The 26,264-nt window shown below is 56.9% G+C and carries 20 protein-coding genes and 2 tRNA genes; 11 read left to right on the forward strand and 11 right to left on the reverse strand.

Annotation, left to right across the window (positions count from 1 at the left end; translation table 11 throughout):
* Positions 1-12: 12 nt before the first annotated feature.
* The 9 genes from ubiB to HZS80_RS15075 all read right to left on the reverse strand — a co-directional run bounded on the left by ubiB (position 13) and on the right by HZS80_RS15075 (position 10,599).
* On the reverse strand, positions 13-1,635 hold the full coding sequence (ubiB, locus tag HZS80_RS15035) for a ubiquinone biosynthesis regulatory protein kinase UbiB (RefSeq protein WP_179916562.1): 1,623 nt from the start codon (positions 1,633-1,635) through the stop codon (positions 13-15).
* Entirely contained in the window at positions 1,632-2,291 is a 660-nt protein-coding gene (locus HZS80_RS15040) for a ubiquinone biosynthesis accessory factor UbiJ (protein WP_179916563.1), read from the reverse strand. Before HZS80_RS15040 ends, ubiB begins: the two co-directional genes overlap by 4 nt.
* A 31-nt stretch (positions 2,292-2,322) precedes the next feature.
* Entirely contained in the window at positions 2,323-3,078 is a 756-nt protein-coding gene (gene ubiE / locus HZS80_RS15045) for a bifunctional demethylmenaquinone methyltransferase/2-methoxy-6-polyprenyl-1,4-benzoquinol methylase UbiE (RefSeq protein ID WP_179916564.1), read from the reverse strand.
* Between the two features lie 148 nt (positions 3,079-3,226).
* Positions 3,227-3,610 (reverse strand): gamma-butyrobetaine hydroxylase family protein, encoded by a 384-nt coding sequence (locus HZS80_RS15050; RefSeq protein ID WP_179916565.1) that lies wholly within the window; start codon positions 3,608-3,610, stop codon positions 3,227-3,229.
* Between the two features lie 112 nt (positions 3,611-3,722).
* Entirely contained in the window at positions 3,723-5,045 is a 1,323-nt protein-coding gene (gene hslU / locus HZS80_RS15055) for an ATP-dependent protease ATPase subunit HslU (protein ID WP_179916566.1), read from the reverse strand.
* Positions 5,046-5,096: 51 nt separating this feature from the next.
* Positions 5,097-5,630 carry an ATP-dependent protease subunit HslV gene (gene hslV / locus HZS80_RS15060; RefSeq protein ID WP_008957546.1) on the reverse strand — a complete coding sequence of 178 codons (534 nt, stop codon included), beginning with the start codon at positions 5,628-5,630 and terminating at the stop codon, positions 5,097-5,099.
* Between the two features lie 159 nt (positions 5,631-5,789).
* Complete coding sequence (locus tag HZS80_RS15065; RefSeq protein WP_179916567.1) at positions 5,790-6,527, reverse strand: SPOR domain-containing protein; 738 nt, start codon at positions 6,525-6,527, stop codon at positions 5,790-5,792.
* Between the two features lie 3 nt (positions 6,528-6,530).
* The gene (gene argS / locus HZS80_RS15070) at positions 6,531-8,216 is read right to left on the reverse strand and encodes an arginine--tRNA ligase (protein ID WP_179916568.1); all 1,686 of its coding nucleotides are present in this window, start codon (positions 8,214-8,216) and stop codon (positions 6,531-6,533) included.
* A gap of 136 nt (positions 8,217-8,352) precedes the next feature.
* Positions 8,353-10,599, reverse strand: a complete 2,247-nt coding sequence (locus HZS80_RS15075; RefSeq protein WP_179916569.1) for a primosomal protein N' — start codon at positions 10,597-10,599, stop codon at positions 8,353-8,355.
* A 158-nt stretch (positions 10,600-10,757) separates the two neighbouring features.
* Between HZS80_RS15075 and rpmE the strand changes: the two genes are divergently transcribed.
* The gene (rpmE, locus tag HZS80_RS15080; protein ID WP_035562478.1) at positions 10,758-10,973 is read left to right on the forward strand and encodes a 50S ribosomal protein L31; all 216 of its coding nucleotides are present in this window, start codon (positions 10,758-10,760) and stop codon (positions 10,971-10,973) included.
* A gap of 339 nt (positions 10,974-11,312) precedes the next feature.
* Complete coding sequence (locus HZS80_RS15085) at positions 11,313-12,584, forward strand: malic enzyme-like NAD(P)-binding protein (protein ID WP_179916570.1); 1,272 nt, start codon at positions 11,313-11,315, stop codon at positions 12,582-12,584.
* 71 nt (positions 12,585-12,655) lie between these two features.
* Here HZS80_RS15085 and HZS80_RS15090 read toward each other — a convergent pair whose 3' ends face one another.
* Complete coding sequence (locus HZS80_RS15090) at positions 12,656-13,474, reverse strand: acyl-CoA thioesterase (protein WP_179916571.1); 819 nt, start codon at positions 13,472-13,474, stop codon at positions 12,656-12,658.
* Between the two features lie 133 nt (positions 13,475-13,607).
* Here HZS80_RS15090 and tadA point away from each other — a divergent pair, with 133 nt between their 5' ends.
* Positions 13,608-14,066, forward strand: a complete 459-nt coding sequence (gene tadA, locus HZS80_RS15095) for a tRNA adenosine(34) deaminase TadA (protein ID WP_179916572.1) — start codon at positions 13,608-13,610, stop codon at positions 14,064-14,066.
* A 27-nt stretch (positions 14,067-14,093) separates the two neighbouring features.
* Here tadA and mltF read toward each other — a convergent pair whose 3' ends face one another.
* Entirely contained in the window at positions 14,094-15,557 is a 1,464-nt protein-coding gene (gene mltF, locus HZS80_RS15100; protein ID WP_179916573.1) for a membrane-bound lytic murein transglycosylase MltF, read from the reverse strand.
* A gap of 184 nt (positions 15,558-15,741) precedes the next feature.
* On the opposite strand from mltF, the gene purL reads away from it, so the two are divergent.
* The 8 genes from purL (at position 15,742) to nadA (ending at position 26,073) form a co-directional block, all read left to right on the forward strand.
* Positions 15,742-19,704, forward strand: coding sequence for a phosphoribosylformylglycinamidine synthase (purL, locus tag HZS80_RS15105; RefSeq protein ID WP_179916574.1), 3,963 nt, complete (start codon positions 15,742-15,744; stop codon positions 19,702-19,704).
* A gap of 21 nt (positions 19,705-19,725) precedes the next feature.
* Positions 19,726-21,582, forward strand: a complete 1,857-nt coding sequence (gene radD, locus HZS80_RS15110; RefSeq protein WP_218927733.1) for a DNA repair helicase RadD — start codon at positions 19,726-19,728, stop codon at positions 21,580-21,582.
* A 99-nt stretch (positions 21,583-21,681) separates the two neighbouring features.
* Entirely contained in the window at positions 21,682-22,632 is a 951-nt protein-coding gene (locus tag HZS80_RS15115) for a segregation and condensation protein A (RefSeq protein ID WP_035562120.1), read from the forward strand.
* Complete coding sequence (gene scpB, locus HZS80_RS15120; protein WP_035562123.1) at positions 22,629-23,468, forward strand: SMC-Scp complex subunit ScpB; 840 nt, start codon at positions 22,629-22,631, stop codon at positions 23,466-23,468. The genes HZS80_RS15115 and scpB overlap by 4 nt, the downstream gene beginning before the upstream one ends.
* Positions 23,455-24,330, forward strand: coding sequence for a 23S rRNA pseudouridine(2605) synthase RluB (rluB, locus tag HZS80_RS15125; RefSeq protein ID WP_035562125.1), 876 nt, complete (start codon positions 23,455-23,457; stop codon positions 24,328-24,330). The genes scpB and rluB overlap by 14 nt, the downstream gene beginning before the upstream one ends.
* 147 nt (positions 24,331-24,477) lie before the next feature.
* Positions 24,478-24,553, forward strand: a tRNA-Lys gene (locus HZS80_RS15130).
* 145 nt (positions 24,554-24,698) lie between these two features.
* Positions 24,699-24,774: transfer RNA gene (locus tag HZS80_RS15135), tRNA-Lys, on the forward strand.
* A gap of 270 nt (positions 24,775-25,044) precedes the next feature.
* The gene (gene nadA / locus HZS80_RS15140; protein ID WP_179916575.1) at positions 25,045-26,073 is read left to right on the forward strand and encodes a quinolinate synthase NadA; all 1,029 of its coding nucleotides are present in this window, start codon (positions 25,045-25,047) and stop codon (positions 26,071-26,073) included.
* Positions 26,074-26,264: the final 191 nt, after the last annotated feature.

Consider the following 26,264-nt stretch of genomic DNA (forward strand, 5'->3'; position numbering starts at 1 on the left):
TAATGCACTGCGCTATTGCCATACCAGCAGTAAGAGGCCAATCGCAGCGGCAGCCAGTATTGGCCACTCCTGGAGCTCAATCCAACCGCTTAATGGCTGCCAAGCCAGTGCTAGTGCCAGCAGAATCAGACCCAGGCGCAGGCGGTAAAGCCGCTTTCCCTGCCGTACCATCTGCACGCGCATGGCATTGATGGAGTCCACCTGCTGATGACGTTGACGATGCTCATGCTCCATGCGGCTGAGCGCTTGGTGCGCGAGTACAGGCAATTCAGGTAGCTGGTGTGAAAGCTCCGGTGCCTGCCGCTTGAATGATTCCCATAAACCGCTGACACCCGCACGCTCTTTCATCCACTGTTCTAAATACGGCTTGGCGGTGCTCCAAAGGTCCAAGTCAGGATAGAGCTGACGCCCTAAGCCTTCAATATTGAGCAGTGTTTTCTGCAATAGAACCAACTGCGGCTGCACTTCCATATTAAAACGCCGCGCGGTTTGAAACAGACCCAGGAGCACTTGGCCAAAGGAGATGTCTTTCAGCGGCTTCTCTAAAATGGGCTCGCAGACGGTGCGGATGGCTGCCGCGAACTCATTGGCGCGAGTATTTTCACCCACCCAGCCGGACTCAATATGCAGCGCGGCTACTTCGTAATAGTCCTGGTGGAAAAACGCCAGCAGATTGCGGGCCAAATAATCCTGATCTTCTCGGGTCAAGCTGCCCACAATGCCGCAGTCGATGGCGATGTACTGCGGGTCTTCGGGGTTGTCGCAGTTAACAAAGATATTTCCGGGGTGCATGTCGGCATGGAAGAAGTTGTCACGAAATACCTGAGTAAAGAAAAGCTCAACGCCGCGTTCTGCGAGCTTTTTAAGGTTCGTGCCCCGGGCAATTAGCGTATCTAAATCGGCGACCGGTATGCCGCGAATGCGCTCTTGAACCATCACGTGGCGGCGGGTGAAGGGCCAATAGATGGTAGGTACAAACAGCAGCGGTGAGTCTTTGAAGTTACGTTTAAGCTGCGAGGTGTTGGCGGCTTCTTTATAGAGATCCAATTCGTCAAACAGCGTGGCTTCGTAGTCGCGAATGACTTCCACCGGGCGCAAACGTCGCGCTTCGGGGATTTTGGAGAATAGCTTGGCGACTTGGTACATCAGCGCCATGTCCTGACGCATCACGCGATCAATGCCGGGGCGAATAATTTTTACCACTACGTCTTCACCGCCGTGGAGCCTTGCCGCATGCACCTGGGCAATCGACGCTGAGGCTAATGGCACACGGTCAAACTCAGCAAAGGCCACTTCCAGTGTCATTTCCAGCTCTTTCTCGACGCGGGCAGCGGCAAGATCGCCGGGGAAAGGTGGCACCTGATCCTGAAGGCGCTTTAGCTCATCGGCGATATCCGCAGGTAGCAGGTCGCGACGGGTCGAGAGCATCTGACCGAATTTAATGAAAATTGGTCCTAGCGCCTCTAACGCCAAGCGCAGGCGTTCGCCCCGCGATCGCTTGCTGATCGGCACCAAGCGTAACGGTGAAAACCACAGCAGCGTCCGCAGCCACCAGGGCAGGCGCTCCAGCGGCAGCAGCGTGTCTAGCCGGTGGCGCGTGATTACCCAGCTGATCCGTAGCAGGCGCAGGCTCATGGGCGTGGCTCCTGAGAGGCGCTCTGCGGCGGTTGCGTCAGCTTGCGCTGCAAGCGGTTAAAGCGCGCTTCCAGACGATCGGTGGCAATTTCCAGCTCGGTTAAGTGATCGCGTAGCACGTTGCGCTGTTGCTGACCGGGTAGCAGGCGGGCTTCTTCAAAGACATATTCAGAAACATCCTGCATCAGTTCATCTTTGGCACGCAGTCCCCAGCGAGCGGCGCGACGCAACCCTTCGGCCAGCGAGTGAGCGGGCATATCGCCAAGCCAGCGGGCCAGCTCGCTTTCCCAGTCAATGTCTAAATCGAAAAGCAGCTCGCGGGTCGCTTCAAGTAGATGGATACGCCCACGCACGGCCAGTTTGCCATCGAACATTAGCCGCTCAATCGAGGCGCCGCTGATCCACTCTGACAATGTTTCCGGAGTCAGCTCGACGACCGCATCTACCTCGGTTTCAACAATACCTTCGCCACGCATCAGGTCTAAGCCTGCGTGGTGGTAGTGGATCACAAGTTCAAGATGCGGCTGCTCCAGGCGTATCAGCAAACGGCTGCCCGCCAGCGCTGCCAGCCGTGCGGGGGCTGCCGGGTCGCGGGCGAGTAGGGCATTGAGCGTGCGTTCACATCCGGCCAACAGCAGGGTCGGGGTTACCAGCATGCTGGCCTCTGGGTCTGTAGCGTCTGAAGTCTCATAGCTTAATGCCGCGGTGTAGTGCAACGATACCGCCCGTCAGATTGGTGTACTCGACCCGCTCAAGCCCCGCCTCTTCCATCATGGCTTTGAGCGTTTCCTGGTCGGGATGCATCCGAATCGACTCCGCCAAATAGCGGTAACTTTCGCCGTCCCCCGCCACCAGTTCGCCCATTTTGGGCAGCAGGCGGAAGGAGTACTCGTCGTAAGCCTTAGACAGCAAAGGGTTGTTGGGTTTGGAGAACTCTAATACCAACAGGCGCCCACCGGGTTTAAGAACGCGCGCCATGGAACGCAGCGCAGCGTCTTTGTCGGTGACATTGCGCAGCCCAAAAGCGATCGTAATGCAGTCGAAGCTATTATCGGGAAACGGCAGGCTTTCGGCATTGGCTTGAACATACTCTACGTTGCCGCCGACGCCATTATCCATCAGCTTGTCGCGGCCGACTTTGAGCATTGAGGCGTTGATATCCGCCAGCACTACTTTGCCACGCGGGCCAACCAGGCGGGAAAACTTGAGGGTTAAGTCGCCCGTGCCGCCAGCGATATCAAGCACGTGGTGACCAGGGCGCACACCGGCGCGCTCAATAGTCATGCGTTTCCAAACCCGGTGGATACCCATCGACATCAAGTCGTTCATTACGTCGTAGCGTGCGGCAACCGAGTGGAATACGTCAGCTACTCGTGACGCTTTCTCGTCAACCGGTACTTCCTGGTAACCAAAATGAGTCGTGCGTTTTTCTGTGGGGCTCATGGGGCGGTAGCTCCCGAATTTTAGGCGGTGGCAGATCGACCTTTGGTCTTTTGACTGAGGGCCGACGCGATTAAAAAGTTAGCGTCATTGTAGCCTTGTCCGCCCTGGCTTGTCTGCCTAGTTGGTTGCAGGGGTGTGAGTCATGCCATCACAGTTGCTTGAATTGAATGCTGGCCGGCTCGCGCGAGGCGCCTGCATCCTTTAAGCGCTGCAAGTAATTGTTCCAATAGGCTTCTTGATGCGTGGCAAGATCGTATAAGTAGTTCCAGCTAAACAGGCCACTGTCATGACCATCGTCAAAGTGCAGTTTCAGTGCGTAGTTGCCTGCCTGAGTAATATTTTGCAGGCCGACATCTTTTTTCCCCACTTGCAGTACTGCCGTGTCACCACCGTGGCCGCGTACTTCGGCGGAAGGTGAGTAGACGCGTAACAACTCCACCGGCAGGCGAAAATGTTCGCCCGTGGCGTAACCAAGTTCCAGCTCGCGGGCCTGCTTATGGTAGTGAACCCGGGTAGGGGTAGGGGCGTTCATGATGAGACCTCATGGCTAAGTGTCCATGGCTAAATGCCATAGCAGCAAGCCCGCGAAGAGCGGGCTTGCTGTTGCTGACGATACCAACGCTGATAATAACGACAGGCGCAGCTTACAAAATATACCGTGACAGGTCTTCGTCGACCGCGAGTTCGCCAAGCTGGGCATTGACGTAATCTCCGTCGATGATCAGCGGGCTCTCCATATCGCCGCCTTTGAAAGAGGCTTCTTCCAACAACCGCTCCATGACCGTGTGCAGACGGCGGGCACCGATGTTTTCAGTGCCTTCGTTGACCTGCCAGGAGATCTGCGCGATGCGCTCGATACCGTCGGGAGTAAACTCCACATCAAGACCTTCTGTCGCCAGGAGCGCCTGATACTGCTTGGTCAGCGAGGCAGAGGGCTCGGTGAGGATGCGTTTGAAGTCGTTAGGCGTCAGTGCATCAAGCTCTACACGAATCGGCAGGCGGCCCTGTAACTCAGGAATAAGGTCGGAAGGGCGCGATAGGTGGAAGGCGCCAGAAGCAATAAACAGAATGTGATCGGTTTTGACCATGCCGTACTTGGTCGAAACAGTAGAGCCTTCGATCAGCGGCAGCAGGTCGCGCTGAACGCCTTCGCGAGAGACTTCGCCGCCACTGGACTGGCCGCTGCCCTTGGCCACCTTGTCGATCTCATCCAGGAAGACGATACCGTGTTGCTCAACCGAATAGACCGCGCGCGCCTTGATCTCTTCCTCGTTGACCAGCTTGCCAGCTTCTTCATCACGCAGCAGAACCAGCGCTTCTTTGACCGTTACGCGGCGGTTCTCACGCTTCTGCTGACCCATGTTGGAGAACATGCTCTGCAGTTGGTTGGTCATCTCTTCCATGCCCGGCGGGGTCATGATATCGATGCCTTGGCCGTGAGAGGAGATTTCGATATCGATCTCTTTATCGTCCAGTTGGCCTTCACGTAGCTTCTTACGGAAGGACTGGCGAGTGCTGCCTTCTTCACGTGGTTTGTCTTCCTGGCCACGGGGTGGCGGAAGAAGGGCATCCAGAACCCGATCTTCGGCGGCATCCGCGGCACGGTTGCCAACTTCTTCTTTCGCCTGTTCGCGCACCATCTTAATCGCGGCTTCCATCAAGTCGCGAATAATCGACTCAACGTCACGGCCAACATAGCCGACTTCGGTGAACTTGGTCGCTTCAACTTTAATAAACGGTGCTTTGGCCAGCTTGGCCAAACGGCGGGCAATCTCGGTTTTACCCACACCGGTGGGGCCAATCATCAGAATGTTCTTAGGCGTGACTTCTGGGCGCAAGTCATCATCGAGCTGCATGCGGCGCCAGCGGTTACGCAGGGCGATTGCAACGGCGCGTTTAGCATCTTGCTGGCCAATAATGTACTGGTCTAGAGCGTGAACAATTTCGCGGGGTGTCATCTGAGTCATATAAGTAACCTTTGTGGGCAATGAGCGGCGTTTGCGAGTCGCGTAAAATGATTAGCGACCGTCAATCGACAGCTCTTCGAGCGTCACGTGATGATTGGTAAACACACAGATATCACCAGCGATCGCCAGCGATTTCTCAGTAATTTCACGCGCCGAAAGCTCGGTATTTTCTAACAGCGCTCGGGCGCTGGCTTGGGCGAAGTTGCCACCAGAGCCAATCGCAATAATGCCGCGCTCAGGCTCGACCACATCACCGTTACCGGTAATGATTAATGAGGCGCTATGGTCAGCCACGGCCAGCAGTGCTTCTAAACGGCGCAGCGCCCGGTCGGTGCGCCAATCTTTGGCGAGCTCAACCGCTGCTTTGGTGAGATGGCCTTGGTATTTTTCCAACTGTGCTTCAAAGCGTTCAAACAGAGTGAACGCATCCGCGGTGCCACCGGCAAACCCGGCCAGTACTTTGCCGCGGTAGAGGCGGCGTACTTTACTGGCGTTACCCTTCATTACGGTATTGCCCAGCGACACTTGGCCGTCGCCAGCGAGGGCGACCTGGTTACCACGACGAACGGAGACAATAGTGGTCATGGAGATAACTCCTTGGTGGGAGGCGCGCTCCCGATGACTGGCAGGTCACTTACTTGTTAGCAAATTGCTCATGGAAGCGACCATTGTGTAAGCGTTCACAACAAAATGCGGGCGGCTGATAAAAAATCAACCGCCCGCAGGGTATTCAAGATGGGATTATTAGTTCTGCAGCTGGATAAGTAGTGGTTCTATACCCTGGGTATTCATTAAATCCTGAGCGCGGTTCAGCTCCCGGGTATCCTCGTAAGGCCCCACTTGAACACGGTGCCAGGTACTGCCATCCGCCTGGACTTCGCTAACTTCCGCCAACAGGCTTAAGTTGCGCAGTCGGCCGCGCAGCTGTTCGGCGTCACTTGCCTCACGAAATGAGGCGGCCTGAAGCATATAGCGCCCTGGGGTGTTGGTGGCCGCTTCATTCTCCTGGGCTGCCGAGACCTGGTCTTCAGGCCGGGTATTGGCGGCAATAACCTGGGCAATGGGGTCGTCACCTGCGGCGCCAGAAGCCGCGTCGCTATCGGCTGCCTGTTCGGGAGCCTCCGGGCGCACAACGCTTGACGGCAGCGTGACGCCAGGGGCAATGACCTCGGTTTCCGGCAGCAGCGTATAAAACTCAAACGTCGGCATTGACGGCTCGGCGGCTTCCTTGGTTTCCCGAGCGGCGGCGCGCTCTTCGCTACCCGAGGGCTTGGGCATCACCGTGGCCTGGGGCGTTTCACTCGGCTGCTCTTGCCAGGGGGCAGTGCCGTGCTGGTGCTGGGCTAAAAAGAAGCCTGCCGCCATGCCGGCAAGACCCCACAGCCAGCCGGGTAGGCGAAAGCCGCCGCCTGAGCTGCGGTTGGACTTGCGCTGCGAGGTGGCACCGCGGCGGGGGGCGGGCTTTTTGCGCGGGCTAGCCATTGATTACATCTCCTCTGGGGCGCTAACCCCCATTAAATCAAGCCCGTTGCGGAGCACTTGACGGGTGGCGAGGCCCAGCGCCAGGCGCGTATTGCGCAGGGTGTCGTCTTCGACCATCACTTTGACGGCGTTGTAGCAGGTGTGGAAGTCGCCGGAAAGATCGAGCAAATACTGGGCAACCTGCTGTGGTTCGCGGTTTCTAGCCGCGGTCTCCACCACTTCAGGGAAGCGTGCCAAGCGGTTAAGAACGGCTTTTTCCTGGTCGCTGTCCAGCAGGGCTAGATTGGCTATGGCTAATGCATGATCAAACGGCTGGTCGGCATCCTTTGCTTTGCGCAGCATGCTGCATACCCGAGCATGCGCGTATTGAATGTAATATACCGGGTTGTCGTTCGACTGCGAGCGCGCCAGATCGATATCAAAGGTGAGCTGGGAGTCAGCACGGCGGGCGGCGAGGAAGAAGCGAGTGGCATCGCGGCCCACTTCGTCGATCAGGTCGCGCACGGTGACATAGCTACCGGCGCGCTTGGAGAGTTTAACCTCGACGCCTGAGCGGGTGACCATCACCATCTGGTGGAGCACGTAGTCGGGCCAGCCTTTGGGAATGCCCACTTCCAGCGCCTGTAAACCAGCGCGCACGCGGGTGACGGTGGAGTGGTGGTCGGCGCCCTGCTCGTTAATCACGGTTTTGAAACCGCGCTGCCACTTGTCAAGGTGGTAGGCTACATCGGGTAGGAAGTAGGTGTAGCCACCGTCCTGTTTGCGCATCACGCGGTCTTTGTCATCACCAAAATCAGTGGTGCGCAGCCACATGGCACCATCTTCTTCATAGGTGTGGCCAGCGTTTACCAGCTTCTCAACGGTGGCATCCACCTTGCCATCTTCGTAGAGCGACGACTCTAAGAAATACACATCGAACTCTACGCCAAAGGCTTTTAAGTCGAGATCTTGCTCACGCCGCAGCCATGCGACGGCGAATTCTTGAATGGCGTCTAAGTCGTCAGGGTCTTTTTTGGCGGTGACTTCGCGATCGTCAGCGCTGACCGTTTTACCCGCCAGGTAGTCGTTGGCCACATCGACAATATACTCACCGCGATAGCCGTCTTCGGGCCAGCTTTCATCGTCAGGGCCTAAGCCTTTTACCCGCGCTTGTACCGAGCGCGCGAGGTTGGCTATCTGGGCGCCTGCGTCGTTGTAGTAGAACTCGCGGGTCACGTCATAGCCGGTGGCTTCGAGCAGGCGGCATAAACAGTCACCAATCGCCGCGCCCCGGCCGTGGCCAACGTGCAGCGGGCCGGTGGGGTTGGCGGAAACGAACTCTACCTGCACTTTTTCGCCTTTGCCGATCAGGCTGCGACCAAAGGTATCGCCGCAGTCGAGGACTTGGGCAACGATTTGCGCCGCGGCATCGGCGGCAGCGAAAAAGTTAATAAAGCCGGGGCCCGCAATGTCCGTTTGTTGGATCGCGTCGCTCTCAGGGAGCGCGTCCACCAGCAGAGTGGCCAGTTCACGCGGATTTTTGCCCGCCGGTTTGGCCAACATCAACGCCAAGTTGGTGGCGTAATCGCCGTGGGCCTTGTCTTTGGTGGGGTCGACTTTGATCGTGGGTTGAAGGTCGTTGGGCAGCACGCCTTGGTGCTTGAGCGCGGTAACCGCGCCTTCGAGCAGAGAAACTATCGTGTCTTTCATTTAGGTATCCGGGTGTCGTCGGTGGCGGCGTGTGCTAACGCGCAACTGTAAAGGTGCGTCGATAAAGCGGCTATTATCAGCAATTGAGCCGCAGTTTCAAAGCCGCGTGATGGTGAGCCCCTCTTTAGGAGAGCGTTTAGGAGAGCGTTTGTGGGTCGATATCTATCGACCAGCGCACCTTGCGCGCCTCGCGATTCGCTTCCAGCCACTGCACGAGCCAGCTGACGGCAGGGTGAAGTTGGCTACGCTTATTGGCCGCCAGCATGACATGTAAATGGTAACGGTTTTGACGTCTTTCCATCGGTGCGGGCACCGGGCCCAGGCAGCGGGTCGCCACGCGGGACTCTTTGAGCCACTGGCGCAAGGCTTGGGCGGCCTGCTGCGCCATAGCCAAAGCGGCTTCCTCCTGAGGACTTTCAATCCGAAGTAGCGCCATAAAGCAGAACGGGGGCAGCTGGGCAATACGCCGCTCTTCCAGCATGTTGCGTGCGAGCGCCCCGTAACCGTGTTCAGCCAACTGGCCCAGATGAGGATCATCGGGGTGCAGTGTTTGCACGAGCACCCGGCCTGGATGAGCGGCCCGCCCCGCTCGGCCCGCCACCTGCTCAAGCAGCTGAGCGCTATGTTCCAGCGCGCGAAAATCAGCGGCGTACAGTCCGCCGTCGGCATTAACGACTACCACCAAGGTAACGTGGGGCAGGTGGTGCCCTTTGGCGAGCATTTGAGTGCCGACTAATACGCACGGCTCACCGCGATGGATCTCTTTTAGCACTTGCTCGAAGCTATCCTTGCGCCGTGTGCTATCGCGGTCAATGCGGTGGATGGTGGTCTTGGGAAACAGGGTCTGTAATGTCTCTTCCGTGCGTTCAGTGCCGCTACCCAATGCGCGCAGGTCGCCGCTACCACATTCGGGGCAGGCATCCGGCAGAGCGCGGCGGCTATCGCAGTGGTGACAGGCCAGTAGGGCGGGCTGGCGGTGCAGCGTCATGCGTGCATCACACTGGCTACACTCGGCCATCCAGCCGCAAGCGTGGCAGGCAAGGGTCGGTGCAAAGCCGCGCCGGTTGATAAAAATTAGCACCTGCTTGCCAGCGCTCAAGGTGCTTTTAATCGCTTTGATGGCACCGGGTAGCAGGCCGCCCTGGCGGCGCTGGTGGCGCAGGTCAATCAGCTCCAGCTTGGCTGGGGGGTGCTGGCTGGGGCGCTGGGTCAGGCGTAGGTGGCGATAGGCGCCGCTAAGCGCCTGATGCAGGCTCTCTAAGGACGGCGTGGCACTGCCCATCAGCAGCGGGATTTTATGGTAATGCGCGCGTGCAACCGCAAGATCGCGAGCGTGATAGCGCAAACCGTCGTGCTGCTTGTAGGAGCCATCATGCTCCTCATCGACAATAATCGCACCGGGGTTAGCCAATGGCGTGAAAATGGCCGAGCGGGTGCCGATAATAATCAGCGCCCGGCCGCTGGCGGCGGCTTCCCACACGTCTAAGCGCTCAGGGTCGGTAAGGCCCGAATGCAGCGCCACCACGGGCACGCGAAAACGGCTTCTAAAGCGGGCGAGCGTTTGCGGCGTTAAGCCAATTTCCGGCACCAGCACCAGCGACTGGTTACCTTTGGCGGCCACTGCTTCAATCAGCTGAAGATAGACTTCCGTTTTCCCACTGCCGGTGACGCCTTCGAGCAAACAGGGGTGATAGCCCTCTAGCTTTTCATGCAGCGCGGCCAGCGCCGTGGCCTGTTCACGGTTTAGGGGTAACGCGGGAGTCGCGAGTAAGTTTCCGCTGGGGGGAGTAGGCGCGGTGAGAATATGTTCCTGGCTAGTGGCCAAGCCTTTCTTCTCTAACGCTAATAGCTGGTCGCGAGCAAAGCCATGGGCGCTAACCGCACGACCGGGTAGGCCATGGGGATGCTGGCGTAAAAGCGCATGCAGCTCTGCTTGCTTAGGCGCTCGGCTGAGGGTTTCCTGCGCACCGTCACCCTGGGCCATCCAGAGTGTTTGCGTGCGACCGGCCATCGCGTGTCCCTGGCGTAGCCGCGCGGGCATGGCGTGGTGAAGGGTGTCGCCCAGGCTGTGCTGATAGTAGCGGGCGGCAAAACGGCATAACCAGAGCCAATCTGCTGGCAGCGGCGCGTCGTCCAGCGTCTCGCTGACTGCGCGCAATTGGCTGCGCGGTAGGTCGCTGTGGTCGGCAAGTTCCACGACCACACCGACGACTTCGCGGCGCCCGAAAGGCACCCGCACCCTCAGCCCCGGCTGCCAACCGCAGGCGGGCGTCACGTTAGACGGTAAGTAGTCGAACAGGCGTCGCAGCGGTGAGGGCAGCGCTATTTTAAGTATTTGGTTAAGCACTTGAGACGGTACCCGCGAAGAAACAGAATCAGGCAATTGGCCTCCGGCGTTAGTTTTGCTAGAATATGCGACCGCTCACTCTTAGCGATCTTATCGTAACGAAAGAGCGGCCAACCGGTTAGTAGTTTTTCCAAACCCGTATGCGGTGCCTGGCACGAGATCAGGTGGCGGCATATAGCTTCGTGAGGTTCGAGATGAGACAAGGTATCCACCCGAATTACAACACGGTCACCGCCAACTGTTCTTGCGGTGCTAATTTCCAGGTAGGTTCTACTTCAGGTCAGGACTTCTCTCTGGATGTGTGCTCCAACTGCCACCCGTTCTATACTGGTAAGCAGAAGCAAGCGACCACTGGTGGCCGCGTAGAGCGCTTCAACAAGCGTTTCGGCGCTGCTGTTAAGCGCGGCTAATCCAACTCGGATAGCCATATCGCAAGTACAGGTCGTACTTGCGCAAAACCCACGCCGCGGCGTGGGTTTTTTGTTGTCTCGCTAAAAAACCAGCTATATTTTTTGTGGAAAAAATTTTCACAAATGCTGCGCTAATGTTGCGGTACAGCAATAAGCAAAGCGTTATGACTAACGCTGTTTTACATAAGTTTCAGCAAATATCTGCGAAATGTGGCGAATATGAAGGTAAAATTCAGTTAAACGGGCGTTTTGATATGAGTTGACGGCGCGCTTGAGGCGCATAGGTTTTTTCTATATTCTGAAACGACTTATCTACTTTATGTTAACTGGACTCTGACCATGACGGATGCAAATAAGCAGGCTGCTTTGGATTATCACGCAAAACCGATTCCCGGTAAGCTGTCGGTGGAGTTGACCAAACCCACCGCGACGGCACGGGATTTGGCGCTGGCGTATAGCCCAGGCGTGGCTGAGCCAGTGCTTGAAATCGCCAGGGATGCGGAAAATGCCTACCGCTATACCGGCAAGGGTAATCTGGTTGCCGTTATCACCGACGGCAGCGCTATTCTTGGCTTAGGTAATCTGGGCCCACTGGCGAGTAAGCCAGTCATGGAAGGCAAAGGCGTGCTGTTTAAGTGCTTTGCTGGCATCAACTCGGTGGATATCGAAGTCGATGCAGAAAGCCCTCAGGCATTTATCGATACCGTCGCGCGCATTGCCGATACCTGGGGTGGCATCAATTTAGAAGATATCAAGGCACCGGAGTGCTTTGAAATTGAAAAAGCCCTGATTGAGCGCTGCAGTATTCCGGTCTTCCATGATGACCAGCATGGCACCGCGATTGTCACGGCGGCAGGCATGCTGAACGCTTTGGATATTGCTGGCAAAAAAATCGAAGACGTTAAAATTGTTTGCATGGGCGCTGGTGCGGCGGCGATTGCCTGCATGCGCCTGCTGGTCTCCTGTGGCGCAAGTAAAGACAATCTTGTGATGCTTGACCGCCGTGGTGTCATTCACACGGACCGCGAAGGCATCAACGAATACAAGGCTGAATTCGCCCGCGATACCGAGATGCGCACCTTGGATGATGCCATCGACAACGCTGACGTATTTATCGGCCTTTCGGGCCCGGGCCTGCTCTCCGCTGAACAGGTGAAGAAAATGGCGCCAGATCCAGTGATTTTTGCCTGCACTAATCCGGATCCGGAAATTCATCCTGACGTTGCTCGCGAAGCGCGCCCGGATGTGATCATGGCCACTGGCCGTTCGGATTTCCCGAACCAGGTTAACAACGTGCTGGGCTTCCCGTTTATCTTCCGTGGTGCGCTGGATGTTCGTGCTACACGCATTAACGAAGAGATGAAGCTGGCCGCCGTGCATGCGCTGAAAGATCTGGCCCGAGAGCCGGTTCCTCAGGAAGTGCTGGATGCCTATGAGCGTGCCGAGATGAGTTTTGGCCGCGAGTACATCATTCCCACGCCTGTCGATATTCGCCTGTTGGCGAGAGTTACCTCGGCGGTTGCTCAAGCCGCGGTTGATTCTGGTGTAGCGCGCAAACCGTTTCCTGCGCACTATCCGCTTACGTCTATCAACGACGTTTACGGCGGCTAATAAACCGCAGCACTCTCTCAAACATTTACGCCCGCTAATAAGCGGGCGTAAATGTTTGAGAGAGTGTCTATTTAGTCTTGTGAATAACGCGTTAGCCCTTCTTGAGCGGTAGAGGCCACTAAGCGGCCATCACGGCTGTAAATATGCCCCCGCGCCAGCCCGCGAGCGCCGCCTGCCCAGGGTGAATCGATAACATACAGCAGCCAATCGTCCAGGCGTGTGTCCTGGTGTAGCCATAAGGCGTGGTCTAGGCTGGCGATGCGCAGCTTGGGGTCGCGGTACTCGATGCCGTGGGGAATCAGGCTGGTGGTCAGCAGGTTGAAGTCAGAGGCGTACGAGAGCAGGTGGCGGTGCAGGGCCGGGTCGTCAGGCAGCGTGCCTGAAAGTCGAAACCACAAACACTGGCCTGTAGGCGTGCCGTTGTCGGGGTTGCCCATGAGATGCAAAAACTCAATGGGGTGGCCGGGAAAGCGGTCATGTTTGGCATCGCCGTTCTCTAGCAGCGCTTCGGGGGTGGCGACATTCGGCATGGCGCGCTGATGGCTAAAGCTCGCTTCCTCGCTCTGAAAAGAGGCGCTGCAGAAAAAGATCGGCCGGCCTTTTTGAATGGCGGTGACGCGGCGGGTGGTAAAGCTGCCGCCGTCGCGAATGGTATCCACTTGATAGACAACGGGGCGATGGGGGTCGCCGGGGCGCAGGAAGTAGCCATGTTGAGAGTGCGGGCGACGCTCGTCTGGCACGGTGCGCGCGGCGGCCGCCAGCGCTTGGCCAAGAACCTGACCACCGTAGAGCTGAGGAAAACCTAGATCCTGGCTCTGGCCACGAAATAGCGTCTCTTCCAGTGTTTCCAGCTCTAGTAATGCTACCAGTTTGTTCAGCGCGTCTGTCATTCTCGGTATCCTTGCGGCTGTCTCTATCGAATGCGGTCGGTGAAAGAATGCTATCGCTAAAAGTAATAAGCTGCCACGGCGCCGGGCACCTCTTTCATACGGTCGTTTAGCTACCTTAGCGGAGTTTACGTTTATGCGCAGCGATGAATTTTACATGCACCGGGCGCTCGACCAAGCCCACCTGGCCGCGGCGGCGGGCGAGGTGCCCGTAGGAGCGGTGGTAGTTGATGCGCAGGGGAACATTATTGGCGTCGGGTGCAACGCGCCAATGGCCAGCTGCGACCCCAGCGGCCACGCGGAAGTGCGTGCCCTACGTGAGGCGGGTAAGCACCTGGGCAACTACCGCCTTGAAGGCTGTACGCTGTTTGTCACCCTGGAACCCTGCATGATGTGTGCGGGCACGATGATTCATGCACGCGTGGCCCGCCTGGTTTATGGCGCTGCTGAGCCTCGTGCGGGCATGGTGGAGTCAAAAGCGAACCTGCTGTCACAGCCGTGGTTCAACCATCAGATCGCGGTAACCGGTGGCGTGTTAGCCGCAGCCTCGCAAAAACTGCTGAAGGGGTTTTTCGCCGCTCGGCGCGAGCAGTAATACTGAATTGGAAATGCTACGGCGCTGTTAGTTAAGCGGTGGCACAAGCTCGAACAATAGCAGTGGATCATCATTGACAGGCATTTGTTCTAGTTGAAAAAATTGCTGACGACTACGCTCTACATATTGAATCATTTCGTAATAACGACGGATATTGCGTACGTATATTACCGGCTCGCCGCCACGGGCGTAGCCGTGACGCGTTTGGCTATGCCATTCACGCTGCTGTAATAGCGGTAGCGCCGCGCGCACATCTTGCCAGCTGTCGGGGTCGCCGCCGCGCATTTCCGCAATTTTACGTGCGTCATAGAGGTGGCCAAGGCCCACGTTGTAGGCCGCCATGGCCATAAACAGGCGATCATCGCCGGTTATGCCTTCCGGCAAGCGGTCTTTGATACTGCGTAAATAGCGGGCACCGCCGTCAATGCTCTGGGCGGGGTTTGTGCGATCCGTCACGCCCATTTCACCCGCCGTGGGGTTGGTCAGCATCATCAAGCCGCGCACGCCCGTTGGCGAGACGGCGTCTGGATCCCAGTGGGATTCCTGATACCCCACTGCCGCCAATAACTTCCAGTCAAACTCTGTTTCGCGGGCAGCCTGCTGGAACAGTGCCGTGTAACGGGGCAAGCGTGCATCAAGGTGATCAAGAAAGGTGCGCGTGCCGACATACTCTAAATAGTCGTCGTGGCCGAAGTAGCGGCTTACCAGCCGATCAAGCGTGCCGCTTTCTTGAAGGTCTTGTAGGAACCGATTGGCGGCTTCAAGCAACCCTAAGCCGCGACCGCTAGGCACCGCCCATGCCATGGAGAGCGGGTCGCCGAGTATAAAGCCACGTTCCACATTGGGGAAAAACAGCCGATTTAAACGAAACTGATGCTCGAAAATGACCGCGGCGTCCAGGGTGCTGTCTTCAACGCGTGCCAGCAGTTCGGCGACTTCAAGCTCGTGAGACTCTTTCCAGCTCAAGGTAGGATGACGCCGCTGAAGGTCGCGCAGCGCTTCATCAGTACCGGCTTCGCTTAGCGTGCCAAGTTCTAAGCCGACAAGGTCACTCGGCTCTTTAATGCCATTCAGGCCGCGGCGGTAAACCACCAGCGGCTGCATTTGAATAATCGGCCGAGTGTAGTGGACGCCAGGGCTGTCAGGCAGTAATGGCAGCGCTGCCGCGCCCAGGTCGCCTTTTTCACGCACCGCCGGCAGGACGCTTTCTGGGTGGTGGCTGGCGTCAAGGTTAAGACTCACTCCCAAGTAATCGGCAAAACGGTGCATCAGTTCGTATTCAAAGCCGGTAGGGCCTTGGCGGCCTTCGTAATAGGTCGTGGGGGTGTTGCGGGTATGAACGGTAATAAAGTCTTTTGTGCTGATATGCGTTAAATGCTCGCCTGGGGGAGCAAGAGAGAGAGTGGGTACCATGGTCAAAAGCGTAATAGTGATTAACGCATAATAAGCGCTGGCACGGGCTATAAAATGTCGGCAAATCAACGTCAGCATGGCGTCTTGTTGGCATGAAACAAGCTGCCACGATACCCAGCCCGGGTTACGCTGTCACCTTGTTGATTTCGTGTGGTGGCTGGTTTCCAGTATCATAGGCGTTTTTCGCTATCATAAAAGCACGGCCGCTTAGCGGCCCGGTGATTTCCCTGCTCGAATTTCCCTGCTCTAGAGGCTTCAGGATATGCTCGAACTGCGAGGCGCGCCCGCCCTTTCTGCCTTCCGTTATGCTCGGCTGTTAACGGTGCTGCGTGAACGTGTTCCCGAGGTGGAAGCGCTGTCTGCCCACTATGTTCATTTCATCGACCTTAACCCTCATAACCACAGCAAGACGCTGGACGATACCGCCCACGAGCGTTTGGTGCAGTTACTTGACTATGTGCCGGGCGATGGCACTCACTCGAGCGTAGAGGTTCCGAAAAGCGCCCAGCGGTTTTTAGTGGTGCCGCGTTTGGGTACCCAGTCGCCCTGGTCGTCTAAAGCGACGGATATCGCCCATAATTGCGGATTGAACCAGATTAGCCGTATTGAGCGCGGCATCGATTATCGGGTCAGCTTTACCGACATGCCGGATGAAGAGAGCCTGAACGCACTAGCGGCACTGCTGCATGACCGTATGACTGAAACCGTGCTATCCGATGCTTCAGACGCTGCCAAGCTGTTTGCCCAGCACGACCCGGCGCCGTTGGGTAGTGTGGATATTCTAGAAGGGGGCCGGGAAGCCTTAGCGACAGCCAACCAAGCGCTGGGACTGGCGCTGGCAGAAGATGAAATTGATTACTTGGTAGACGCCTTCAACGAACTGGGGCGTAACCCCAGCGATGTTGAATTGATGATGTTTGCCCAGGCCAACTCCGAGCACTGCCGTCACAAGATATTTAATGCCGACTGGGTGATCGACGGCGAGCCGCAAAGCCACTCGCTGTTTAAGATGATCAAGAACACCTTTGCGTCGTCGCCGGACAACGTGCTGTCCGCTTACAGTGATAATGCCGCTGTCATCAAGGGCAGCCAGGGCGGCCGCTTCTTTGCGACACCACTTACCGGGGCGGAAGACGAGCGGGCGCTTTATGGCACCCATCAGGAGCCCATTCATATTCTGATGAAGGTGGAGACCCACAATCATCCCACCGCGATTGCCCCTTTCCCAGGTGCAGCCACAGGTTCCGGGGGCGAAATTCGCGATGAGGGTGCGACGGGTATCGGTGGCAAACCCAAAGCGGGTCTTTCTGGCTATACCGTCTCTAATCTGCGTATTCCTGAGTTCGTACAGCCCTGGGAAGCCTTTGATTACGGCAAGCCGGGGCGCATGGAGTCGGCGCTCAACATTATGCTCGAAGGCCCGATTGGCGGCGCGGCGTTTAACAATGAGTTTGGTCGCCCCAATCTAACCGGCTATTTCCGCACTTACGAGCAGGAGTCCCTAAACGAAGGTGGTATAGAGCGGCGTGGTTTCCACAAGCCGATCATGCTTGCCGGTGGTTACGGCAATATTCGTGCTCACCACGTCCAAAAGGGCGATATCCCTGTCGGCGGCAAACTGATCGTAATGGGCGGCCCGGCGATGCTGATTGGCTTGGGCGGTGGCGCTGCATCCAGTATGGCGTCCGGCACCTCCAGCGCCGATTTGGATTTTGCCTCGGTGCAGCGTGAAAACCCGGAAATAGAGCGTCGTGCCCAGGAAGTTATTGACCGTTGCTGGGCCCTGGGCGATCACAACCCCATTCGCTTTATTCACGATGTAGGCGCAGGCGGGCTTTCCAACGCGTTGCCGGAGCTGGTCAAAGACGGCAACCGTGGCGGCCGTTTTGACTTGCGCGCGGTGCCGAATGCCGAGCCTGGCATGAGCCCGCTGGAAATTTGGTGCAATGAAGCGCAAGAGCGCTACGTGCTCGCCGTAGCGCCAGGAGACTTGGATACCTTTGACGCACTGTGTAAGCGCGAACGTTGCCCTTATGCAGTGGTCGGTGAAGCGCTGGAAGCGCACCATTTGGAAGTGCGCGATGGTCATTTCAGCAGCAAGCCGGTCGATTTGCCGATGAGTGTGCTGTTCGGCAAAGCACCTAAAATGCAGCGTGAGTTTGAGCGCCACGATCCCGAGCTTTCCGGCATGATGCTGGATAATCTTGACCTTCGCGAAGCACTGGATCGGGTACTGCGTTTGCCGACAGTCGCCTCCAAAAGCTTCCTGATCACCATTGGTGATCGCTCGATTACCGGCCAAGTGGCCCGTGATCAAATGGTCGGCCCCTGGCAGGTGCCGGTGGCCGATGTGGCGGTTACCACGGCAAGCTATGACACCCTCGCCGGTGAAGCCATGGCGCTGGGCGAGCGTCCGCCGGTGGCGTTGATCAACCCCGCCGCTAGCGCCCGCTTGGCCGTTGCCGAAGCGATTACCAACCTGGCGGCAGCGCCGATTGCTAAGTTGAGCGATATAAAGCTCTCCGCTAACTGGATGAGCGCGGCTGATCACCCCGGTGAAAATCAGGCGCTTTATGATGCTGTTTACGCCGTGGGCATGGAAATGTGCCCGGCATTGGGCATTGCGATTCCGGTGGGCAAGGATTCGATGTCAATGCGCACCGCCTGGGTCGATGAGGATGACCAAGGTGAAAGTGAAGACAAGAGCGTAACGTCGCCGCTTTCTTTGGTCGTGACCGGTTTTGCGCCCGTTACCAATGCAATGGCCACGCTAACGCCGCAGATCAACCTGGAACAAGACGAGTCGGATCTCATTCTGATCGATCTGGGCAGCGGCCAAAATCGCTTGGGTGGCTCTGCTCTTGCGCAGGTCTACGGCCAAGTGGGCAACGATTGCCCCGATGTGGATGACCCGGAAGATATTAAAGCCTTTTTTGAAGTGATTCAGGGGCTTAACCGAGACGGTATTTTGCTGGCCTACCACGATCGCAGCGATGGCGGCCTGTTGATCACTCTGCTGGAAATGGCTTTCGCCGCCCACGCCGGACTTGAGATCAAGCTCGACTGGATGATCGACGAGCCGGTCGAGGCATTGAATGCACTGTTCTCAGAAGAGCTGGGGGCGGTCATTCAGGTCAATCGTCAACATACTGAAGAAGTGCTGGCGCAGTTTGCCGTTGCCGGTATCGAAACGTGCGGCGTGATCGCTCGCCCCCGTTACGACGACCAAGTTCGCGTTACGCTGTTTGAAGAACCGCTACTGGAAACCACGCGTCTGCTTACTCAGCGCACCTGGGCTGAAACCAGTTATCGCATGCAGGCGCTGAGGGATAACCCTGAGTGCGCCAAGAATGAGTTCGATAATCTGCTCGATAGTCGTGATCCCGGGCTCTCCGCCACGCCCACTTTTGATATCAATGACGACATCAGTGCACCGTTTGTTAATACCGCCAAACCTGCCATGGCCGTGCTGCGCGAGCAGGGGGTTAACGGTCAAGTGGAGATGGCTTGGGCCTTCGATAAAGCCGGGTTTGAGGCGGTCGATGTGCACATGAGCGATATTCTAGAAGGGCGCGTCTCGCTTGATGAGTTTAAAGGGCTGGTCGCCTGTGGCGGCTTCTCTTACGGTGACGTGCTTGGCGCCGGGGGCGGCTGGGCAAAATCAGTGCTGTTTAACGAGCGCGCCCAGGAGCAGTTTGCGGCGTTTTTCGCCCGAGAAGATAGCTTCTCACTGGGTGTCTGCAACGGCTGCCAGATGCTCTCGCAGCTGAAATCGTTGATTCCTGGCGCTGAAAATTGGCCGACGTTTGTACGCAATGAGTCTGAGCAGTTTGAAGCGCGAGTCTCCATGGTGCGGGTTGAGAAGAGCCCTTCGATTCTGCTTGCCGGCATGGAAGGCTCCAAGCTGCCCATTGCGGTTGCTCATGGTGAGGGGCAGGCGGCGTTTCGTGACAGCGCTCATCTGCGTAGCATGCAGACGAGCAGCCAAATAGCGCTGCGCTACATCGACAACTACGGCCAGGTAACGACCCGCTATCCGGCGAACCCTAACGGCTCACCGTCGGGTATTACGGGGCTAACCACACCCGATGGCCGGGTGACTATCATGATGCCGCACCCTGAACGTGTCGCTAGAGCGGTCACCAACTCCTGGCGTCCGGCGGAGTGGGTTGAAGACGGTGCCTGGCTGCGCCTATTCCGCAATGCTCGCGTTTGGTTGGGTTAACGGAGACACCCTCATAGGTGAATGATGACGCAACACGACAAGGCGGCCTCTGGGCCGCCTTTCTCATCCATAGCCCAGACGCCCCAATTGCGCCCCTATCAACAGGAGGCGGTAAAACGGGTGGTCGTGCATTTTCGTGCTTCCAGTGAGCCGGCGTTGGTGGTGCTGCCTACCGGCAGCGGTAAATCCTTGGTCATTGCTGAGTTAGCGCGCCTGGCGCGGGGGCGAGTGTTAGTGCTGGCCCACGTACGCGAGCTAGTGGAGCAGAACCATGCCAAGTATCAGGCTTATGGGCTTGAGGCCGATATTTTTAGCGCGGGACTAAAGCGTAAAGAGGCGAACCGACAAGTGGTGTTTGGCTCGGTGCAGTCGGTGGTGCGCAATTTAGATCGCTTTAATGACGCAAACTTTACCTTGCTGGTCATCGATGAGAGTCACCGCGTATCGCTTAACGAGGACGCCAGCTACCGCCAGGTGATTGAACACCTGCGACAGCATAATGCTCAGCTTAAAATACTCGGACTCACCGCTACGCCTTACCGTTTGGGGCAGGGGTTTATCTATTATCGCCATCACCACGGCATGGTCAGGGGCAGCGAGGAGAGCTTTTTTCGCGACTGTGTCTTTGAACAGCCGCTGAGGCTGATGGTGAAACAGGGCTATCTGGCGGCACCCAAACGCCTGGATATGGCCATTGAGGGCTATGACTTTTCTGCCCTCAAGCCCTCTTCAAGTGGTTTTTTCCAGGAGGAGGAGCTCAATCGCGTAGTGGCGGGTAACCGGGCAACGCCGGGTATTATCGGACAAATCGTCGAACGCGCGGCTGATCGCCAAGGGATAATGATCTTTGCCGCCACCGTGGCCCACGCTGAAGAAATTATCGGCTATTTGCCGCGAGCCGAAGCGGCGCTCATCACCGGTGCGACCCCCTCCCGAGAGCGTACGGCGCTAATTGATGCCTTCAAAGCGCGCGGGCTGAAGTACCTGGTTAACGTCGCGGTTCTGACCACCGGTTTCGATGCGCCTCACGTGGATTTGATCGCTATTTTACGCCCCACTGAGTCGGTTAGCCTTTATCAACAGATGGTGGGCAGAGGACTGCGTTTGTCGCCGGGCAAAAGCGACTGCCTGATTTTGGACTATGTCGGTAACCCCTGGGATATCTTCGCGCCGGAAGTGGGTGAGCCGAAGCCAGATAGCGACAGCGAGCCGGTTCAAGTCGAGTGCCCCGCCTGTGGCCATGCCAATCTATACTGGGGCAAGCGAGATGGTGACATCGTCATTGAACACTTTGGCCGCCGCTGCCAGGGGTTAGTCGATGACCCTGATCGAAATTCTAAAGTAGCAAGCGGCCAGCGTGGCGCGGTTTCGGGCGCCTGTAAAAAGCAATGCGACTTCCGGTTTCGCTTTAAAGTTTGCGATGAGTGCGGTGCCGAAAATGATATCGCTGCCCGGCGCTGCCACGGCTGCGACAAGCTATTGGTGGACGCGGATGACAAGCTAAAAGATGCCCTAAAGCTCAAAGATGCCAAGGTATTGCGAGTAAGTGGTATGCAACTGGAAGCGACGACCAATGGTCGTGGCCTGCCGCGCTTAAAAGTCACTTATCACGATGAAGATGGCACGCATCTATCCGAGTGGTTCGCGCTAGAGACGTCTGCTCAACGGCGCGCCTTCTATGCCGCGTTTCTACGTTATCACCTGCGCGCACCTGGCGGCAAATGGCAGCCGTTGAGCGCTGATGAGGTAGTCGCCGAGCAGCGCCGCCTGCGCCATCCTGATTTTGTCGTAGGCCGTAAAGTGGGCCGGCATTTCCAAATCCGCGACAAGCTGTTTGATTACGAAGGACGCTATCGTAAAGCGGTGGAGGCCGGATGATGCGCTTTCATTACCCGCGACTTGGGCGTCGCCAAGGGTGCCGACTTTGCTAAACTGTGCGATTGTATTGATCCCCTTTTACCAGGAGAGCCGACCCGCGTGAGCGAGACGCCAAGCGATACGACAGAGTTAGAAAATCCTGACGCTGCGACCACTGACCCAGTGGCGGTTTCGTTTGGGCGTCTGTTCAATGAGCAGATTACGGAAATGCCGGAGGATTTGTATATTCCTCCCGAGGCACTACGCGTCTTTCTGGAGACCTTTGAAGGCCCGCTGGATTTACTGCTCTACCTGATTCGGCGTCAGAACCTGGATATCCTGACCATCAATGTGGCCACTATCACCCACCAGTACATCGAGTACGTGGAACTGATGAAGGCCATGGAGATTGAGTTGGCGGGTGAATACCTGCTGATGGCTGCTATGCTCGCTGAGATCAAGTCGCGCACCTTGTTACCCCGCCCGCCGAAGGCCGAGGGCGACGATGAGGAGGATCCTCGCGCAGAGCTTATCCGACGCCTCCAGGAGTACGAACGCCTCAAGGAAGCAGCCGAGACACTGGATACGCTACCGCGCATGGGGCGTGACTGGTTCAGCGTGCAGGCGGGCTTACCTCCGCTGGAATCTCGTGTGATTCACCCTGAGGTGGAATTGGATGAATTGCTCAGCGCGCTCTCCGATATTCTCAAACGCGCCGAGCTGGTGCAGGCCCACCAGATCAGTCGCGAGGTGCTATCTACCCGCGAGCGCATGCTCAAGATTATGGAGTTACTCAGCCACGATGATGCGCATCAACGTTATACCCCCTTTGAAGCGCTGTTCACCTTAGAGGAAGGGCGGGCTGGCGTGGTCGTGACCTTTATGGCAATTCTAGAGCTGGCCAAAGAAGCCATGATTGAAATTGTTCAGAATGCACCGCTTTCGCCGATTCACGTACGTGCTCGGCGTGCCGCCCTGGCCGACGACGAAGAGGGCGCTTTTGAGGAGAACGAGATAGAAGACGATGCCTATGGTGAGTCCGCCTTTGAAACTGGAGAAGAGACGCCATGAGTAACGCCGCCAACGCGTTAGATGACATTATTGAAGCAGCGCTCCTGGCCGCTGGTGAACCGTTACCCCTTGAACGCCTAGAAACGCTTTTTCTTGAAGGCGAATGCCCGACTCGCAAGGAGTTTCGCGATGTCCTTGAGCGCTTGCAGCTGCGCCATTCAGCTGGGGCGTTAGAGTTGTTGGAAACGGTCTCAGGCTATCAGCTACGCATTCGCCCGCGTCTGTCGCAATGGGTGTCGCGGTTATGGGACGAGCGTCCCCAGCGCTACTCACGGGCCTTGCTGGAAACGCTGGCGCTGATCGCCTACCGCCAGCCGGTTACTCGTGGCGATATCGAAGAGGTGCGTGGGGTCAGTGTAAGCAGTTCAATCATGCGTACCCTGGCGGAGCGCGGTTGGATTCGCGTAGTGGGCCACCGGGATGTGCCGGGGCGCCCGGCAGTATATGCCACCACGCGGAGTTTTTTAGATGACTTTGGATTAAAAACGCTTGATGCGCTGCCGCCGATGCACACCCTGGCGAACTGGGACGAGAGCGAACTACCTGAAGACACAGGGATGACCAATGATGCTGCCATTCAGGAAGAACAAGACACCGGTTCAGACCACGAAGCACTAGACGAAACGATCAAAACGGTGCAGGATGCGCCACCCCAGAAAGAAGACATAACGTCGGCTGAAACAGCCGATACGCACGCCGAGACGGCGTTAACCCAGCCGCTGAGCTTTGCCGATTTACAGGCACGGCTGGCGGCACGTGCGCAGCGCGCGAACGAAGAAGAGCGCGAGCGCACGCAGACTACCGATGTGAGGTCAGACGACCATGAGTCAGAGTAATAGCACCACGCCCCCTATCAGTGAAAAGCTGCAAAAAGTCCTGGCCCGCGCAGGCCTTGGCTCACGGCGTGAGATGGAAACGGCAATTTCCGATGGCCGTGTAAAGGTGAATAGCCAGGTGGCCAAGCTGGGTGACCGTGTTGAAGCGCGGGATAAAGTCAGCTTTGACGACCGCCCGGTATTGCTGCGTCCGGAAGAAGAAGTGCCGCGCCGGGTGATCATGTACAACAAGCCGGAAGGCGAGCTGTGCACACGCAAAGACCCGGAAGGTCGGCGCACCGTATTTGAACGCTTGCCGCGCTTGAAAGGCGAGCGCTGGATTGCGATTGGTCGCCTGGATATCAACACCAGCGGTTTGCTGCTGTTTACCACGGATGGCGAGCTGGCCAACCGTTTGATGCATCCCTCTACCCAGGTGGAGCGTGAATACGCCGTTCGGGTCATGGGTGAAGTGAAGCGCGAACATATCCTGGCGATGGTCGATGGCGTGATGCTGGAAGATGGCCCGGCGCGCTTCACGGATGTACAGGAGTTTGGCGGCGAAGGCATTAATACCTGGTTCCATGTGGTGATTTTGGAAGGTCGTAACCGCGAAGTGCGGCGCCTTTGGGAGTCGCAAGCCCTAACGGTGAGTCGCCTAAAACGAGTGCGTTACGGCAACATCTTCCTCGATAAGCGCGCTAAAGCCGGTGAATGGGTTGAACTTAACCAGGATGAGGTGGATGACTTAGCGACATTGGCTAACTTAGAAACCCGTAAAGTGCCTGCGCTGACGCCCGATGAAAAGAACCGCTGGAACCGCGATAAGCACAAGCGTAAGCCGGTTCAAGTGATGCGTAAGCCGAAAAGCAAAGCCCGTTAACAAAGCCCGTTAAGTAGGTGCGCGAACGTGCCTGAACCGGTTTGTATTGACCAGTCAGGCGCGTTTTATGGTCCATTTCTGTTATCTCACGCTAAAAAACACTTGCTATCAAAAGGGTGTAAGCGTAGGATATGCATCCGTTCAGGCGGGTCGTTAGCTCAGTTGGTAGAGCAGTTGACTTTTAATCAATTGGTCGCAGGTTCGAATCCTGCACGACCCACCATTTAGCCGCTGTTTTGGCAGGAAGTTTTTATCCACCAGCTTGGCAGCTATTCTTTCGGGACGGGAACTAGACACGGTAAGTGTGAACATTAAAGTTTCAAAAAAATGAAGCTTGAAAAATTGAAGTTCAATAGCAAGGCAAGTTTGGGTCGTTAGCTCAGTTGGTAGAGCAGTTGACTTTTAATCAATTGGTCGCAGGTTCGAATCCTGCACGACCCACCAAATTCAACGCCCCTGGCAGCATAGCTGCCAGGGGCGTTTTGCTATGCGGGTGAGAGGTACTTTTGGGTAATGCCTCTACGTGACAATCTGTTTGCAGCGGGCAGCTATTTCCGATCAGAATGGGCTAGAATAGATATTCAGACGATAGGCCACCACGAGAGACGTAGCGGCCGATCGCACGCGAGCGGTGCGGGAATAGAGCGAAACGCGCCTGTGCCGTGACCCAGTGTTTAGCAGGGGGATTCCCTGTTCGTCACAGTGGTAGACACGATGACTATTATGACTACTCAAGCAGAGCTGAGTGCTCCGTTGCCCGTTGCATACTGTCCGACCCGGATTCCGGCGGAAGATTTGGCAAGGGTCGAAGAAATCAAGCAGCTATTGAAAACGCATAACGCTGTTTTGGTCGCGCATTACTACACCGATGATGCTATTCAGCAGCTCGCCGAAGAGACCGGCGGCTGCGTCGCCGATTCGCTAGAAATGGCACGCTTTGGTGCTCGCCACGACGCGACCACGCTGGTGGTTGCCGGGGTTCGCTTTATGGGCGAAACCGCCAAGATACTGTCGCCGGAAAAGCGCGTGCTCATGCCTACCCTTGAAGCAACCTGTTCTCTGGATATTGGCTGTCCTGCTGATGAATTCAGCGCTTTTTGCGATGCGCACCCTGATCGCACTGTGGTGGTGTATGCCAATACCTCCGCGGCGGTTAAGGCGCGAGCGGATTGGGTGGTGACTTCATCGATTGCGGTAGAGGTGATTGAGCACCTGCAGGCCAAAGGCGAGAAAATTCTCTGGGCGCCTGATAAGCATTTGGGCGGCTATATTCAGAAGAAAACCGGCGCCGATATGTTGATGTGGGACGGCGCCTGTATCGTCCATGAAGAGTTCAAAGCTAAAGGCGTTGAAGACCTTAAGCGCATTTACCCTGATGCCGCCGTTTTGGTGCACCCCGAGTCGCCTGAGCCGGTGGTGAAGCTGGCCGACGTAGCTGGTTCCACTTCGCAGTTGATCAAGGCCGCTAAAGAGCTACCTAACGATAAGCTGATTGTGGCGACGGACCGAGGTATCTTCTTCAAGATGCAGCAGGCGGTGCCCCATAAAACCTTGTTTGAAGCGCCCACCGCCGGTAACGGTGCTACCTGTCGCAGCTGCGCGCATTGCCCCTGGATGGCCATGAACGCGCTGGATAACCTGGCGGGTGCGTTGCGCGAGGGAAGTGGAGAGATCCAGGTCGATGAAGCATTACGCCTGCAGGCCTTAAAACCTCTTGAGCGCATGCTTAATTTCAACGCATAGCGAGAAAAGATTAACCGAATGTCATTGCGTATAGGGACTCCTCCCCGGTTGCAAGCGACGACGATGGAAAAACATAAGCCGATGCGTGCGTATAGTCGGTCTCTTAATGGGGACGCTATCCCCTGACCCTGATGAACGTCGCGCACCTTCTCTCCTCAACGAGGCGTAGGCTTTTTCAGCCATCGCAATGA

This window comes from Vreelandella glaciei (assembly GCF_013415125.1).
Taxonomy (GTDB): Bacteria; Pseudomonadota; Gammaproteobacteria; order Pseudomonadales; family Halomonadaceae; genus Vreelandella; species Vreelandella glaciei.